The sequence below is a fragment of the Streptococcus infantis SPAR10 genome (assembly GCF_000279535.1).
Classification (GTDB): domain Bacteria; phylum Bacillota; class Bacilli; order Lactobacillales; family Streptococcaceae; genus Streptococcus; species Streptococcus infantis_I.
Map to the genome: position 1 here is coordinate 72,534 of NZ_ALCH01000005.1, position 14,843 is coordinate 87,376.

Here is a 14,843-nt window from a genome sequence, read left to right on the forward strand (position 1 = left end):
AAACTGAGCAAATATTACATTTGTTCAGTTTTTTTAGATACAATTTTATAAATATTCACAAAATACATTATTTGTGGTAAAATAAAACAATTATTGTTAGTGGAGATCAAGAATGAATATTTTTAGAACAAAAGACTTCAGTCTAAGTAAAACAGAAATGCATCGTCATTTGAAATTATGGGATTTAATTCTCTTGGGAATTGGTGCCATGGTTGGTACAGGAATCTTTACTATTACAGGAACAGCGGCAGCAACATTAGCGGGTCCTGCCCTTGTTGTATCTATCGTAATTTCAGCTATCTGTGTTTCCTTATCGGCGCTCTTTTTTGCAGAATTTGCTTCTCGTGTTTCAGCAACTGGTGGCGCATATAGTTATTTATATGTGGTTTTGGGAGAATTTCCAGCTTGGATAGCTGGTTGGCTAACTATCATGGAATTTATGACAGCAGTCTCTGGTGTAGCTTCAGGTTGGGCTGCCTATTTTAAGGGGTTGCTTAGCCATTATGGAATTTCCTTGCCACAAGCCTTGAATGGAACTTTTAATCCTGAGCATGGTACTTATATTGATTTCTTACCAATTTTAGTGATTATGCTTGTTACAGCAGTCGTCCTCATGAATTCGAAAACTGCACTTCGCTTCAATTCGATTCTTGTCGTTTTAAAATTTTCTGCTCTTGCTTTATTTATCTTAGTTGGAGTCTGGTATATCAAGCCTGAGAACTGGTCAGACTTTGCTCCATTTGGTTTTGGTCAAATTTACGGTGGAAGCACTGGAATTATGGCAGGTGCTTCACTCATGTTCTTTGGATTCTTAGGTTTTGAGTCCATTTCTATGGCAGTTGATGAAATTCAAAATCCACAAAAGAATATTCCACGTGGGATTGTTTTATCCTTAATCATTGTAACTATTCTATATGCCATGGTTACCTTGATATTAACTGGTATCGTTCACTATAGTAAGCTCAATGTTGATGATGCAGTGGCTTTTGCTCTTAGAAGCATTGGTATTGGTTGGGCGGCTAATTATGTCTCACTCGTTGCAATTTTTACTTTGATTACGGTATGTATTTCCATGACCTACGCCTTGTCACGAATGATTTATAGTTTGGCTCGTGATGGGTTGTTGCCTAAGACTTTTAAAGAAGTGACCAAGACAAGTCGTGTTCCAAAGAATGCGACAATCTTAACAGGTCTTGTTTCAGCGATTGCAGTCGGAATCTTTCCTCTATCAAGTATCGCAGCCTTTCTCAATATCTGTACTTTAGCCTATCTCATTCTCTTAGCTTATGGAATTATTAAATTAAGAAAAGACAAGGGAGAGCCTAAAGAGGGAGAATTTAAAACGCCCTTGGTTCCTTTTCTACCAATCTTATCGATTTTAATTTGTCTGTCCTTTATGCTTCAATATACTCTTGAAACTTGGATAGCATTTGTATTAGCACTAGTAGTAGGAGTTATTATTTACTTTACTTATGGCTATAAAAACTCTACACTATCAAAAAATCAATAAAGAAAAAATCGCGATTTTTCGCGATTTTTTTATAATTTTTCATTTACAAATCGAACGAAACGATTCCACCATACTTTTAAGAAGAAGGCTTTCTCAACATTCTTTTCAGCGACCATTTCAAAGGTTGGTTTGTCAGTGGTGATATAACCTTGACCGACTAAGTCTTTGTCATCGTAAGTCAGATGTCCAACGACTGTACCTGCTTCAAGTGGTGCAGTATGCTCAGTACTATCAGGTGTGTAAGTAACAGATGACTGTGCTCGACTACCGAGACGTTGAACAATTTTTATATCTTCTTTAGCGACTGCTGTAACCGTATCTTGCTTCCCATCATAAACTGGAGATTTGCTATCTTGGTAACTTTCTCCTTGATTGACGATTGTTTGAAGAGCGAAATTGGATGAGATATAATCTAAAAGAGCTGAAGTTGCTGTGAAACGAGCGTAGGGATTGGTATCTTGGTTGTCAGCGTTAAGGACAACTGTAATGATACGCATTCCTTTTTCTACAGTTGTTCCGACAAAGGATGCTCCAGCTTTATCAGTCGTACCAGTTTTAAGACCATCAACACCACCACGATAGGCAGGTAATCCCTCTAACATATAGTTTGTAGAATGAATAGTCATCCCTGCAAAAGTAGAAGAAGGTTTCTTGGTGATTTCTAAAACCTGTGGGTATTTGAGGATAAGATTACGAGCGACAACTGCAACATCATAGGCACTCATCTTGTTTTCGTCATCTTTCTTAGAGCCAGGATAGATATTATCTCCAAGAGTTTCATTATTTAGACCAGTTGAATTGACGAGGGTAGCATCTTGAATTCCCCATTCAAGAAGTTTGGCTTTCATCATATCGACAAAGTCTTTTTCCGATCCAGCAACCTTTTCTGCCAACGCGATAGCTGCACTATTGGCACTAGATACCAATGTTGCTTCTAACAACTCTTCAACAGTATAGTTACGAGCTTCCATAGGAACGTTACTTGCCGCAGAATTGGTTGTCAACTGGTAGGGATAATCTGAAATTTCTACCGGAGTGGAAAGAGTGATTTTCCCTTGTTCTAGGGCCTCATAGACCAAGTAAACAGTCAGCAACTTACTGATAGAGGCAATCTCTACAGGTTGAGTGGCATCTTTTTCATATAAAACCTTACCAGTATTAGCTTCAACAGCGATGGCGTGTTTTGCTGGGACATCAAAATCCTGAGCAAAAACAGTAGTAGCCGAACCAAATGAAATAAGTGTTAGTAATGTTAAAAATAATTTCTTCATAGTAATTGTATTCTATCATAAAGACAAAAAATATTCTTGTTTTTATAATGAAGGTTATCAATCTTTTTCGAAATATGGTAAAATAGGAAAAAGAGGAGGTGGCTTATGTTTCGGAGAAATAAATTGTTCTTCTGGACCACTGAGATATTATTAATTACCTTAATTTTCTACTTATGGAGAGAAATGGGTGCTATTGTTACACCGTTTGTAAGTGTCGTAAATACAATCATGATTCCCTTCTTATTAGGAGGATTTCTCTACTACTTAACAAATCCAATTGTCATTTTTTTAGAGAAGGAATGTCGCATTAATCGAATCATTGGTATTTTGTTAACACTTTGTGTTCTCTTTGGAACCATAGTGATAGCTGTCGTCTATCTCTTGCCGATTTTAATTAATCAGTTGAGTAGCTTGATTAATTCTAGCCAAGATATCTATTCTCGAATCCAAGATTTAGTGATAGAATTATCGAAATATCCTACTTTCCAAGAGCTAGATATTCAACAAACAATCCAACAATTAAATCTTTCTTATGTCGATATTTTACAAAATATCTTAAATAGTGTGACAAATAGTGTAGGAAGTGTCCTTTCTGCTTTGGTAAGCACTGTTTTAATTATCATTATGACACCGGTTTTCTTGATTTATTTCCTTTTGGATGGTCATAAATTCTTACCGATGCTAGAAAGAACTATTTTAAAGCGAGACAAACTCAATATATCTGGTTTAATAACAAACTTGAATGAGACTATTTCCCGTTACATAAGTGGAGTATCAATCGATGCATTTATTATCGGGTGTTTGGCTTTTATCGGTTATAGTGTGATTGGCTTAAAATATGCATTAGTTTTTGCTATTTTCTCAGGTTTAGCAAATTTGATTCCTTATGTTGGACCGAGTATTGGACTAATTCCAATGATTATTTCAAATCTGTTTACGGATCCTCAAAAGATGATTATAGCAGTTATCTATATGCTGATTATCCAACAAGTAGATGGGAATATCCTATACCCTCGTATTGTTGGTGGAGTCATGAAAGTTCATCCGATTACAATTCTCGTGCTATTATTGTTGTCAAGTAATATCTATGGTGTCGTAGGTATGATCGTTGCCGTTCCTACCTACTCAATTCTCAAAGAAATATCCAAATTCCTAGTCCGACTTTATGAAAAACATAAAGAAGTACAAGAAGTGGTAGAAAAATAAAGATTTTAAAAAGAAACGGATTCATCTGTTTCTTTTTTATCAATAAATCGACAACTTATAGTAAGAACAAGAATAATTAATAAAAACTTTGTAAAACACTTGCAATTTAGCTAAAATTTGATAAAATAGTAAGGAAAGTTAGACTGTATTGCCTACTGTCTATCTATAAAATATATTTTATTGGAGGCTTTTACTCAAATGGCAAAAGAAAAATACGATCGTAGTAAACCACACGTTAACATTGGTACTATCGGACACGTTGACCACGGTAAAACTACCCTAACTGCAGCTATCACAACTGTTTTGGCACGTCGCTTGCCTTCAGCAGTTAACCAACCTAAAGACTATGCGTCTATCGATGCTGCTCCAGAAGAACGCGAACGCGGTATCACTATCAACACTGCGCACGTTGAGTACGAAACTGAAAAACGTCACTATGCTCACATCGACGCTCCAGGACACGCGGACTACGTTAAAAACATGATCACTGGTGCCGCTCAAATGGATGGAGCTATCCTTGTAGTAGCTTCAACTGACGGACCAATGCCACAAACTCGTGAGCACATCCTTCTTTCACGTCAGGTTGGTGTTAAACACCTTATCGTCTTCATGAACAAGATCGACTTGGTTGACGACGAAGAATTGCTTGAATTGGTTGAAATGGAAATCCGTGACCTTCTTTCAGAATACGACTTCCCAGGTGACGATCTTCCAGTTATCCAAGGTTCAGCTCTTAAAGCTCTTGAAGGTGACTCTAAATACGAAGACATCATCATGGAATTGATGAACACTGTTGATGAGTACATTCCAGAACCAGAACGTGACACTGACAAACCATTGCTTCTTCCAGTCGAGGACGTATTCTCAATCACTGGACGTGGTACAGTTGCTTCAGGACGTATCGACCGTGGTACTGTTCGTGTCAACGACGAAATCGAAATCGTTGGTATTAAAGAAGAAACTTCAAAAGCAGTTGTTACTGGTGTTGAAATGTTCCGTAAACAACTTGACGAAGGTCTTGCAGGAGATAACGTAGGTGTCCTTCTTCGTGGTGTTCAACGTGACGAAATCGAACGTGGACAAGTTATCGCTAAACCAGGTTCAATCAACCCACACACTAAATTCAAAGGTGAAGTTTACATCCTTACTAAAGAAGAAGGTGGACGTCACACTCCATTCTTCAACAACTACCGCCCACAATTCTACTTCCGTACTACTGACGTTACAGGTTCAATCGAACTTCCAGCAGGTACTGAAATGGTAATGCCAGGTGATAACGTGACAATCGACGTTGAGTTGATCCACCCAATCGCCGTAGAACAAGGTACTACATTCTCTATCCGTGAGGGTGGACGTACTGTTGGTTCAGGTATGGTTACAGAAATCGAAGCTTAATTCGATTTAGTTCCCAGAAGAACAATTATTTAAGTCAGACATTAAAAGAATCTTGCTATGCAAGGTTCTTTTTTTCTAGTTACACAAAGACAAAATAAGACAGTATGATAGTTGATTAGGAATATAGAAACTTAATTAAATAAATATCTTATTTATTAACGAATGTATATCCTAGTTTTTCAGAATAAATTTTTATTAGGTTAAAAAGCTTTTCACAAATGCCTGTTTTTTTGATAGAATAGAAGGAAGAAAAAAAGAAATGAGTTCGTCATGTCAAAAGGATTTTTAGTCTCTTTAGAGGGGCCAGAGGGAGCTGGTAAAACGAGTGTGCTTGAAGCTATCCTTCCTTTGTTAGAAGAAAAGAATATTGAGTTTTTAACAACACGTGAGCCAGGTGGTGTTTTGATTGGTGAGAAGATTCGAGAAGTCATTTTAGATCCTAGTCATACTCAGATGGATCCAAAGACAGAGTTGCTTCTCTATATTGCAAGTCGTAGACAGCACCTAGTAGAGAAGGTCTTGCCAGCACTTGCAGCTGGAAAATTGGTCATCATGGATCGTTTTATTGATAGTTCAGTTGCTTATCAAGGCTTTGGTCGTGGTTTGGATATTGAAGCTATTGACTGGCTCAATCAATTTGCGACAGATGGTCTTAAACCAGATTTGACACTTTATTTTGATGTTGAAGTGGAGAAGGGGCTTGAAAGAATCGCGGCAAATAGCGATCGCGAAGTCAATCGTTTAGATTTGGAAGGTTTAGACCTGCACAGAAAAGTTCGTCAAGGCTATCTTTCTCTTCTTAAGAAAGATGGTGAACGCATTGCTAAAATCGATGCAAGTTTACCGCTAGATCAAGTTGTTGAAAATACTAAACAAGTTTTGTTTGACAGAATGGGGCTGACAGAATGAATCAAGAGCAATTAAGAGCTTGTCAACCACAGCAATTTGACCGTTTTGTTCACATCTTAGAACAAAGACAGCTGAATCATGCCTATCTCTTTTCAGGGTATTTCGGAAGCATGGAGATGGCCTTATTTCTGTCTAAGAGTCTATTTTGTACAGATAAGCAGGGTGTCTTACCTTGTGAGTCTTGCCGAAATTGTAAGTTGATTGATCAGGAAGAATTTCCTGATGTCACTATTATTCGTCCGGTAAATCAAATCATTAAAACAGAACGAATCCGAGAATTAGTTGGCCAGTTTTCTCAATCAGGAATCGAAAATCAACGTCAGGTTTTTATTATTGAACAAGCAGAAAAAATGCATGCCAATGCCACCAATTCACTACTAAAGGTCATTGAAGAACCGCAAAGTGAAACCTATATTTTCTTCTTAACCAATGATCAAGAGCAGATGTTACCAACTATCCGAAGCCGGACTCAAAATTTCCAATTTAAGAAGCAAGTCGAAAGCCTTAGGAATCAACTTGAACAAGCAGGATTGGTCAAAAATAAAGCAATGCTTTTAGCTGAATTTAGTCAATCGCAAGCAGAAGCCGAAAAACTGACAAATCAAACAAGTTTTTGGACTCTACTTGAAGAAAGTGAACGATTCTATTCTTGGTTAGATGCTGGGAAAAAGGAATCTTATTTACAGGTCTCAAAATTAGCTAGTTTAGCAGATGACAAAGAAAAACAAGACCAAGTTTTTAGAATTTTAGAAGTTTTAGCAGGCCAAGAGATTCAAAAAAATGCAGCACGTGCAATATTGCAAAACCTTCTCAAAGCCAGAAAAATGTGGAAAGCAAATGTGTCTTTCCAGAATTCTTTGGAATACCTAGTTTTACAATAAAATGAACATGAAGACAGAAAAAGAAAGGGCTGTTCATGAACAAGAAAGAATTATTTGATGCCTTAGATGATTTTTCTCAACAGTTGTTGGCAACCTTGGCAGATGTCGAAGCCATCAAAAAAAATCTCAAGAGTGTTGTAGAAGAGAATACAGCTCTTCGCTTAGAAAACGATAAACTGAGAGAGCGCTTGAGTGAGGAAGAAGAAACAGCTCCAACTAAGACCAAGCATGTTAGAGAAAACGTGAGCCGAATCTATGACGACGGTTTTCATGTGTGTCGCGACTTTTATGGCCAACGTCGTGAACAAGATGCAGAATGTATGTTTTGTGATGAATTGTTGTTTAGGGAGTAAGCATGCAGATTCAAAAAAGTTTTAAAGGGCAGTCACCTTACGGTAAGTTATATCTTGTCGCAACTCCGATTGGGAATCTAGAGGATATGACCTTTCGTGCTATTCAGACTTTGAAAGAAGTGGACTGGATTGCTGCCGAGGATACTCGTAATACTGGTCTATTGCTCAAGCACTTCGATATTTCAACTAAACAATTCAGTTTTCATGAGCATAATGCCAAGGAAAAGATTCCTGATTTGATTGGTTGGTTGAAACAAGGTCAAAATATTGCTCAGGTCTCGGATGCTGGTCTACCTAGCATTTCTGACCCAGGTCATGATTTAGTCAAGGCGGCAATTGAAGAAGATATAGCAGTTGTCACAGTTCCAGGTGCTAGCGCAGGAATTTCTGCCTTGATTGCCAGTGGTTTAGCTCCACAACCCCACATTTTTTATGGATTCTTACCTCGAAAATCGGGACAACAAAAGCAATTTTTCGAATCAAAAAAGAGTATCCTGAGACCCAGATTTTCTATGAATCTCCACATCGTGTGGCTGATACTCTAGAAAATATGCTAGAGGTTTACGGTGATCGTTCAGTTGTCTTAGTTCGAGAATTGACTAAGATTTTTGAAGAATACCAACGGGGGAATATTACAGAGTTACTAGAAAGCATATCTGAAACACCGCTCAAGGGCGAGTGCCTTCTCATCGTAGAAGGTGCTAGTCAAGAAGTAGAAGATAAGGATGAAGAAGATTTATTCTCTGAAATACAAAATCGTATCCAAGAAGGTGTTAAGAAAAATCAAGCCATTAAGGAAGTCGCTAAAATATATCAGTGGAACAAAAGCCAGCTCTATGCATCTTATCATGAATGGGAAGAGAATCAATCGGATGACTAAACAGGGAAGTTTGCCTTCTTCCCTTTTTTTGTTATACTAGTAAAAGAAAAATTAGAAAGATTTGTGGGTGTCAAACAGTCCAGTAGCTTGTTTTTATTTGGACCTAGGTTCCACCCAAAGAGGTATTAGTGTCGTGTCTCAATCTTATATTAATGTTATCGGAGCAGGTTTAGCGGGGTCTGAAGCTGCTTACCAAATCGCAGAGCGTGGTATTCCAGTTAAACTCTATGAAATGCGTGGTGTCAAATCAACACCTCAGCATAAAACAGATAATTTTGCAGAATTAGTGTGTTCCAACTCATTACGAGGAGATGCTCTTACAAATGCTGTCGGGCTCCTTAAGGAAGAAATGCGTCGTCTTGGTTCTGTGATTTTAGAATCAGCAGAAGCAACCCGTGTTCCTGCAGGTGGAGCCCTCGCAGTTGACCGTGATGGTTTCTCCCAAATGGTCACTGAAAAAATTGCTAATCATCCTTTGATTGAAGTGGTTCGTGATGAAATTACAGAATTGCCGACAGATACTATTACAGTTGTAGCGACTGGTCCTTTGACTAGCGATGCCCTGGCTGAGAAAATTCATTCTCTTAATGGTGGTGACGGTTTTTATTTCTATGATGCGGCAGCGCCTATTATCGACGTCAACACCATCGATATGAGCAAGGTCTATCTCAAGTCTCGATATGACAAGGGAGAAGCTGCCTACCTCAATGCACCGATGACCAAGCAAGAGTTTATGGATTTCCATGAAGCCTTGATCAATGCGGAAGAAGCACCCCTCAACTCATTTGAAAAAGAAAAGTACTTTGAAGGGTGTATGCCAATTGAAGTTATGGCCAAACGTGGTATCAAAACTATGCTCTATGGCCCTATGAAACCAGTTGGTCTAGAATATCCAGAAGACTATAAAGGATCTCGTGATGGTGCCTTTAAAACACCGTACGCAGTCGTTCAGCTTCGTCAGGACAATGCGGCTGGAAGTCTTTATAACATCGTTGGTTTCCAAACTCACCTCAAATGGGGTGAGCAAAAACGTGTCTTCCAAATGATTCCAGGACTTGAAAATGCTGAGTTTGTCCGTTATGGTGTCATGCATCGTAATTCCTATATGGATTCGCCAAATCTTCTTGAACAAACATACCGTTCTAAGAAACAGCCAAATCTTTTTTTCGCTGGTCAGATGACAGGTGTGGAAGGATATGTTGAGTCGGCTGCTTCAGGATTAGTTGCTGGAATCAATGCTGCTCGTCTTTTCAAGGGAGAAAGTGAGGCTATTTTCCCAGAGACTACAGCTATCGGTAGTTTAGCTCATTATATCACTCATGCTGATAGCAAGCATTTCCAACCCATGAATGTTAACTTCGGGATTATCAAGGAGTTAGAAGGTGAGCGTATTCGTGATAAAAAGTCTCGTTATGAGAAAATTGCGGAACGCGCCTTGTCTGATTTAGAGAAATTTTTATCTGTCTAATTTTTTTGAAAGAATCGCTCATGATACTATAAAAATCCTTGAAATTGTGATAAAATAGGTAGGATGAAAAAAGGAGAGAGAAAATGGTAGAACCTAAGTATAAACGTATCTTAATCAAGCTATCTGGTGAAGCCCTTGCTGGCGAACGTGGTGTCGGTATTGATATCAAAACCGTCCAAAGTATGGCCCAAGAAATCAAGGAAGTTCACGAGCTAGGAATTGAAATCGCCTTGGTTATCGGTGGTGGAAACCTTTGGCGTGGAGAACCTGCAGCAGAAGCTGGTATGGATCGCGTTCAAGCGGATTACACTGGAATGCTTGGGACAGTCATGAATGCTCTTGTGATGGCAGATTCATTGCAACAAGCTGGTGTTGATACTCGTGTACAAACAGCTATTGCCATGCAACAAGTAGCAGAACCTTATATTCGTGGACGTGCCCTTCGCCACCTTGAAAAAGGACGTATCGTTATCTTTGGCGCGGGAATTGGTTCACCTTACTTCTCTACAGATACAACAGCGGCTCTTCGTGCAGCTGAGATTGAAGCGGACGCTATTTTGATGGCTAAGAATGGTGTAGACGGTGTCTATAATGCGGATCCTAAGAAAGATAAAACGGCTGTTAAATTTGAAGAATTGACTCACCGTGATGTTATTAATAAAGGACTCCGTATCATGGATTCAACAGCTTCAACTCTATCTATGGATAACGATATTGACTTGGTAGTCTTTAATATGAACCAACCTGGCAATATCAAACGTGTTGTATTTGGTGAAAATATCGGAACAACTGTTTCAAACAATATCGAAGAAAAGGAATAAGAAAAATTATGGCTAACGCAATTGTAGAAAAAGCTAAAGAGAGAATGACTCAATCTCACCACTCGCTTGCTCGTGAGTTTGGTGGTATCCGTGCTGGTCGTGCTAACGCAAGCTTGCTTGACCGTATCAATGTTGAATACTATGGTGTCGAAACACCTCTTAACCAAATCGCTTCTATCACAATTCCTGAAGCGCGTGTCTTGTTGGTAACACCATTTGATAAATCTTCATTGAAGGATATCGAGCGTGCTTTGAACGCTTCAGATCTTGGTATTACACCAGCTAACGATGGTTCTGTTATTCGCTTGGTAATCCCAGCTCTTACAGAAGAAACTCGTCGTGATCTCGCTAAAGAAGTGAAAAAAGTTGGTGAAAATGCTAAAGTAGCGATCCGTAATATCCGTCGTGATGCTATGGATGAAGCTAAAAAACAAGAAAAAGCTAAAGAAATCACTGAAGATGAATTGAAGACTCTTGAAAAAGAGATTCAAAAAGCGACAGACGATGCTGTTAAACACATCGACGACATGACTGCCAATAAAGAAAAAGAAATCTTGGAAGTCTAAAAAATAAACAGAAAAACTCAGTTGGCATTGCTGGCTGAGTTTTATTCGAAAGAAGGAAACATGAATACAAATCTTGCAAGTTTTATCGTTGGACTCATCATCGATGAAAATGACCGTTTTTACTTTGTCCAAAAGGATGGTCAAACCTATGCTCTTGCTAAGGAAGAAGGTCAGCATACAGTTGGTGATACTGTTAAAGGTTTCGCCTACACGGATATGAAGCAAAAACTTCGCTTGACAACTCAAGAAGTGACTGCGACTCAGGATCAATTTGGTTGGGGAACTGTAACAGAAGTGCGTAAGGATTTGGGTGTTTTTGTTGATACAGGGCTTCCTGACAAGGAAATCGTTGTGTCACTTGACATCCTACCTGAACTGAAAGAGCTCTGGCCAAAGAAGGGCGATAAACTTTATGTTCGTCTAGAAGTAGATAAGAAAGACCGTATCTGGGGAGTTTTGGCTTATCAGGAAGACTTCCAACGTTTGGCACGTCCAGCATACAACAACATGCAAAATCAGAACTGGCCTGCAATTGTTTATCGTCTTAAGTTATCAGGAACTTTTGTCTATCTACCAGAAAACAACATGCTTGGATTTATTCATCCAAGTGAGCGCTATGCAGAGCCACGTTTGGGCCAAGTGTTAGATGTGCGTGTCATTGGTTTCCGTGTAGTTGACCGAACTCTTAATCTATCACTAAAACCTCGCTCTTTTGAGATGTTAGAAAACGATGCACAAATGATTCTGACTTACTTGGAAAGTAATGGTGGATTTATGACCTTAAATGACAAATCATCACCAGATGACATCAAGGCTACCTTTGGTATTTCTAAAGGTCAGTTTAAAAAAGCTCTTGGTGGTTTAATGAAAGCTGGAAAGATTAAACAAGACCAATTTGGTACAGAGTTAATTTAGGGAGGCTTATGCGAAAATCATTTTATACTTGGCTTATGACAGAGCGTAATCCTAAAAGTCATAGTCCCAAAGCAAATTTAGCGGATCTTGCCTTTGAGGAGTCAGCCTTCCCAAAACATACGGATGATTTCGATCAGGTGAGCCGATTTTTAGAAGAACATGCTAGTTTTTCCTTTAATATGGGAGACTTCGATCGTATCTGGCAAGAATATTTAGAACATTAAAAAGGGCATTGGTGTTAAGGATAGCAATTTCTAATTGCCTTTGCTATAATAAAAAGAAATTAAAGAGTTAGAGAGGTTCTTTATTTGAAGGAACATTCAATAGACATTCAGTTAAGTCATCCAGATGACCTGTTTCATCTTTTTGGTTCCAATGAACGCTATCTTCGCTTGATGGAGGATGAGTTAGATGTTATCATCCATGCTCGTACAGAGATTGTACAAGTCTTGGGAGAGGAGTCTTCTTGTGAAGAAGCACGACAAGTAATTCAAGCCTTGATGGTCTTGGTCAATCGTGGCATGACAGTAGGAACTCCGGATGTGGTGACAGCCATCAATATGGTTAGAAACAATGAAATCGATAAGTTTGTTGCCCTCTATGAAGAAGAGATTATCAAAGACAATACTGGTAAGCCGATACGTGTAAAGACACTAGGTCAAAAACTTTATGTAGATAGTGTTAAGAACCATGATGTGACCTTCGGGATTGGGCCAGCGGGGACAGGTAAGACCTTCCTAGCAGTGACCTTGGCTGTTACAGCTCTCAAACGTGGCCAAGTCAAGCGTATTATCCTGACTCGTCCAGCAGTAGAAGCTGGAGAAAGCTTGGGATTTCTTCCAGGTGACCTTAAGGAAAAAGTAGACCCTTATCTTCGACCTGTCTATGATGCCTTGTACCAAATTCTTGGGAAGGACCAGACAACTCGTCTCATGGAGCGAGAAATTATTGAAATTGCCCCTTTGGCCTACATGCGTGGACGTACTCTGGATGATGCCTTTGTCATTTTGGATGAAGCGCAAAATACAACCATCATGCAGATGAAGATGTTTTTGACTCGTCTTGGATTCAATTCAAAAATGATTGTCAATGGAGATATTAGCCAGATTGACCTACCGCGTAATGTTAAATCAGGTCTGATTGATGCCCAGGAAAAACTTAAGAACATTCACCAGATAGACTTCGTTCATTTTTCAGCCAAGGATGTGGTTCGCCATCCAGTCGTTGCTCAGATTATCAGAGCCTATGAACCTCGACCTGTCAAAGCTGAAGAAAATCAAGAAGAAACAGAATAAAGAAAAAGAGCAGTTGAAAAACTGCTCTTAATTTTTTTTGAATTTCTTATTAAACAAGCTCACTAATAGGTGTATAGTCACGTTCTAAACCTTCAGCAACTGGTTGACTAGTCAATTGACCTTGGTAAGTTGTAACCCCTTCACGCAAACCAGCATCTTCAAGGATTGCTTTCTTAAATCCTTTTCCTGCCAAGGCTTCGATATAAGGAAGGGTCACATTTGTAAGGGCGATAGTAGAAGTACGAGCAACTGCTCCAGGAATGTTAGCAACCGCATAGTGAAGGACACCGTGTTTCTCATAGACAGGCTCATCATGGGTTGTCACACGGTCAGCTGTTGCAATAACACCACCTTGGTCTACAGCAACGTCTACGATGACAGAACCAGGACGCATTTGTTGAACCATGTCATCTGTCACTAATTTTGGAGCTTTAGCACCAGGAATCAATACTGCACCGATAACAACGTCTGCTTCACGCACACTTGCTTCGATATTAAATGGGTTAGACATGAGTGTTTGGATTTGGTGACCAAAGACATCTTCAAGTTCAGAGAGACGTTTAGCACTGATATCTAGAATAGTTACTTGAGCACCTAAACCAAGAGCGATACGTGCTGCGTGTGTACCAACGACACCACCACCGATAATGGTCACTTTTCCTTTTGGTACACCTGGGACACCACCTAAAAGAACTCCAGAACCACCAGCTTGTTTCGTCAAGAAGTGAGCTCCGATTTGGACAGCCATACGACCTGCAACCTCACTCATTGGAACCAATAGAGGAAGTTGACCTTCAGTATTGCGTACAGTTTCATAAGCAACACCAGTTGTTTTCGCTGCAAGCATAGCATCCGCTAATTCTGGGGCTGCTGCCATGTGCAAGTAGGTGAAGAGAAGTAAATCGTCACGCAAGAACTGGTACTCACTAGCAAGGGGTTCCTTGACTTTAACAACTAACTCTGCAGCCCAGGCTTCAGCAGCAGTTGCGACAATCTCAGCTCCTTGCTTTTCATAGTCAGCATCAGCAAAACCAGATCCAAGTCCAGCATTTGTTTCAATGAGGACTCGGTGACCACGACCGACAAGACTCTGTACACCAGCAGGTGTCAAAGCAACACGATTTTCATTATTTTTAATTTCCTTTGGAATTCCAATTAACATAGAGATTAGCTCCTTATTTAACATCTAGGTTCTTATACGAAATCATCACAGGAAGAACCCAGTCATTTCTTGTGATGTTCTTATTTTATATGAAACCGCTAAAAATTGCAAGAAAAACTTATTTCTCTACTTAAGATATGTCTTGAATAAGGAAGATTATTTTGCAAATAAGTAAGCAGTTGAAAAGATTTTTCAGCTGTTTTTTCTTTGC

14 protein-coding genes and 1 pseudogene are annotated in these 14,843 nt (G+C 39.2%); 13 read left to right on the top strand and 2 right to left on the bottom strand.

Features of this window, described 5'->3' with window-relative positions:
* Positions 1-112: 112 nt before the first annotated feature.
* Positions 113-1,510 carry an APC family permease gene (locus SPAR10_RS08990; protein ID WP_004253256.1) on the top strand — a complete coding sequence of 466 codons (1,398 nt, stop codon included), beginning with the start codon at positions 113-115 and terminating at the stop codon, positions 1,508-1,510.
* Positions 1,511-1,539: 29 nt separating this feature from the next.
* Here SPAR10_RS08990 and pbp3 read toward each other — a convergent pair whose 3' ends face one another.
* Entirely contained in the window at positions 1,540-2,781 is a 1,242-nt protein-coding gene (gene pbp3, locus SPAR10_RS08995; protein ID WP_004253258.1) for a D-alanyl-D-alanine carboxypeptidase PBP3, read from the bottom strand.
* A gap of 105 nt (positions 2,782-2,886) precedes the next feature.
* Between pbp3 and SPAR10_RS09000 the strand changes: the two genes are divergently transcribed.
* The 12 genes and pseudogenes from SPAR10_RS09000 (at position 2,887) to SPAR10_RS09055 (ending at position 13,470) form a co-directional block, all read left to right on the top strand.
* Positions 2,887-3,987: an AI-2E family transporter gene (locus SPAR10_RS09000; protein WP_025170573.1), complete on the top strand. Its 1,101-nt coding sequence runs from the start codon at positions 2,887-2,889 to the stop codon at positions 3,985-3,987.
* 198 nt (positions 3,988-4,185) lie between these two features.
* Positions 4,186-5,382 carry an elongation factor Tu gene (gene tuf, locus SPAR10_RS09005; RefSeq protein WP_004253262.1) on the top strand — a complete coding sequence of 399 codons (1,197 nt, stop codon included), beginning with the start codon at positions 4,186-4,188 and terminating at the stop codon, positions 5,380-5,382.
* 270 nt (positions 5,383-5,652) lie between these two features.
* Entirely contained in the window at positions 5,653-6,291 is a 639-nt protein-coding gene (gene tmk, locus SPAR10_RS09010) for a dTMP kinase (RefSeq protein WP_004253264.1), read from the top strand.
* Complete coding sequence (locus tag SPAR10_RS09015; protein ID WP_004253265.1) at positions 6,288-7,172, top strand: DNA polymerase III subunit delta'; 885 nt, start codon at positions 6,288-6,290, stop codon at positions 7,170-7,172. Before tmk ends, SPAR10_RS09015 begins: the two co-directional genes overlap by 4 nt.
* Positions 7,173-7,207: 35 nt before the next feature.
* A complete protein-coding gene (yabA, locus tag SPAR10_RS09020) occupies positions 7,208-7,525 on the top strand; it encodes a DNA replication initiation control protein YabA (protein ID WP_004253267.1) in 318 nt (105 codons plus the stop codon).
* A 2-nt stretch (positions 7,526-7,527) separates the two neighbouring features.
* Positions 7,528-8,405, top strand: a pseudogene (gene rsmI, locus SPAR10_RS09025) (16S rRNA (cytidine(1402)-2'-O)-methyltransferase).
* A 133-nt stretch (positions 8,406-8,538) separates the two neighbouring features.
* Positions 8,539-9,873, top strand: a complete 1,335-nt coding sequence (trmFO, locus tag SPAR10_RS09030) for a methylenetetrahydrofolate--tRNA-(uracil(54)-C(5))-methyltransferase (FADH(2)-oxidizing) TrmFO (protein ID WP_004253276.1) — start codon at positions 8,539-8,541, stop codon at positions 9,871-9,873.
* Positions 9,874-9,956: 83 nt separating this feature from the next.
* Entirely contained in the window at positions 9,957-10,694 is a 738-nt protein-coding gene (pyrH, locus tag SPAR10_RS09035) for a UMP kinase (RefSeq protein WP_004253279.1), read from the top strand.
* A gap of 8 nt (positions 10,695-10,702) precedes the next feature.
* A complete protein-coding gene (gene frr, locus SPAR10_RS09040) occupies positions 10,703-11,260 on the top strand; it encodes a ribosome recycling factor (protein WP_004253281.1) in 558 nt (185 codons plus the stop codon).
* 60 nt (positions 11,261-11,320) lie between these two features.
* Positions 11,321-12,175: an RNA-binding virulence regulatory protein CvfB gene (gene cvfB, locus SPAR10_RS09045; protein WP_004253284.1), complete on the top strand. Its 855-nt coding sequence runs from the start codon at positions 11,321-11,323 to the stop codon at positions 12,173-12,175.
* Positions 12,176-12,183: 8 nt separating this feature from the next.
* Positions 12,184-12,399: a YozE family protein gene (locus SPAR10_RS09050; RefSeq protein ID WP_004253287.1), complete on the top strand. Its 216-nt coding sequence runs from the start codon at positions 12,184-12,186 to the stop codon at positions 12,397-12,399.
* Between the two features lie 84 nt (positions 12,400-12,483).
* Positions 12,484-13,470, top strand: a complete 987-nt coding sequence (locus SPAR10_RS09055) for a PhoH family protein (RefSeq protein WP_004253290.1) — start codon at positions 12,484-12,486, stop codon at positions 13,468-13,470.
* 49 nt (positions 13,471-13,519) lie between these two features.
* Here the strand turns inward: SPAR10_RS09055 and ald are convergent, their stop codons facing one another.
* Positions 13,520-14,632, bottom strand: coding sequence for an alanine dehydrogenase (ald, locus tag SPAR10_RS09060; protein WP_004253293.1), 1,113 nt, complete (start codon positions 14,630-14,632; stop codon positions 13,520-13,522).
* Between the last annotated feature and the right edge of the window lie 211 nt (positions 14,633-14,843).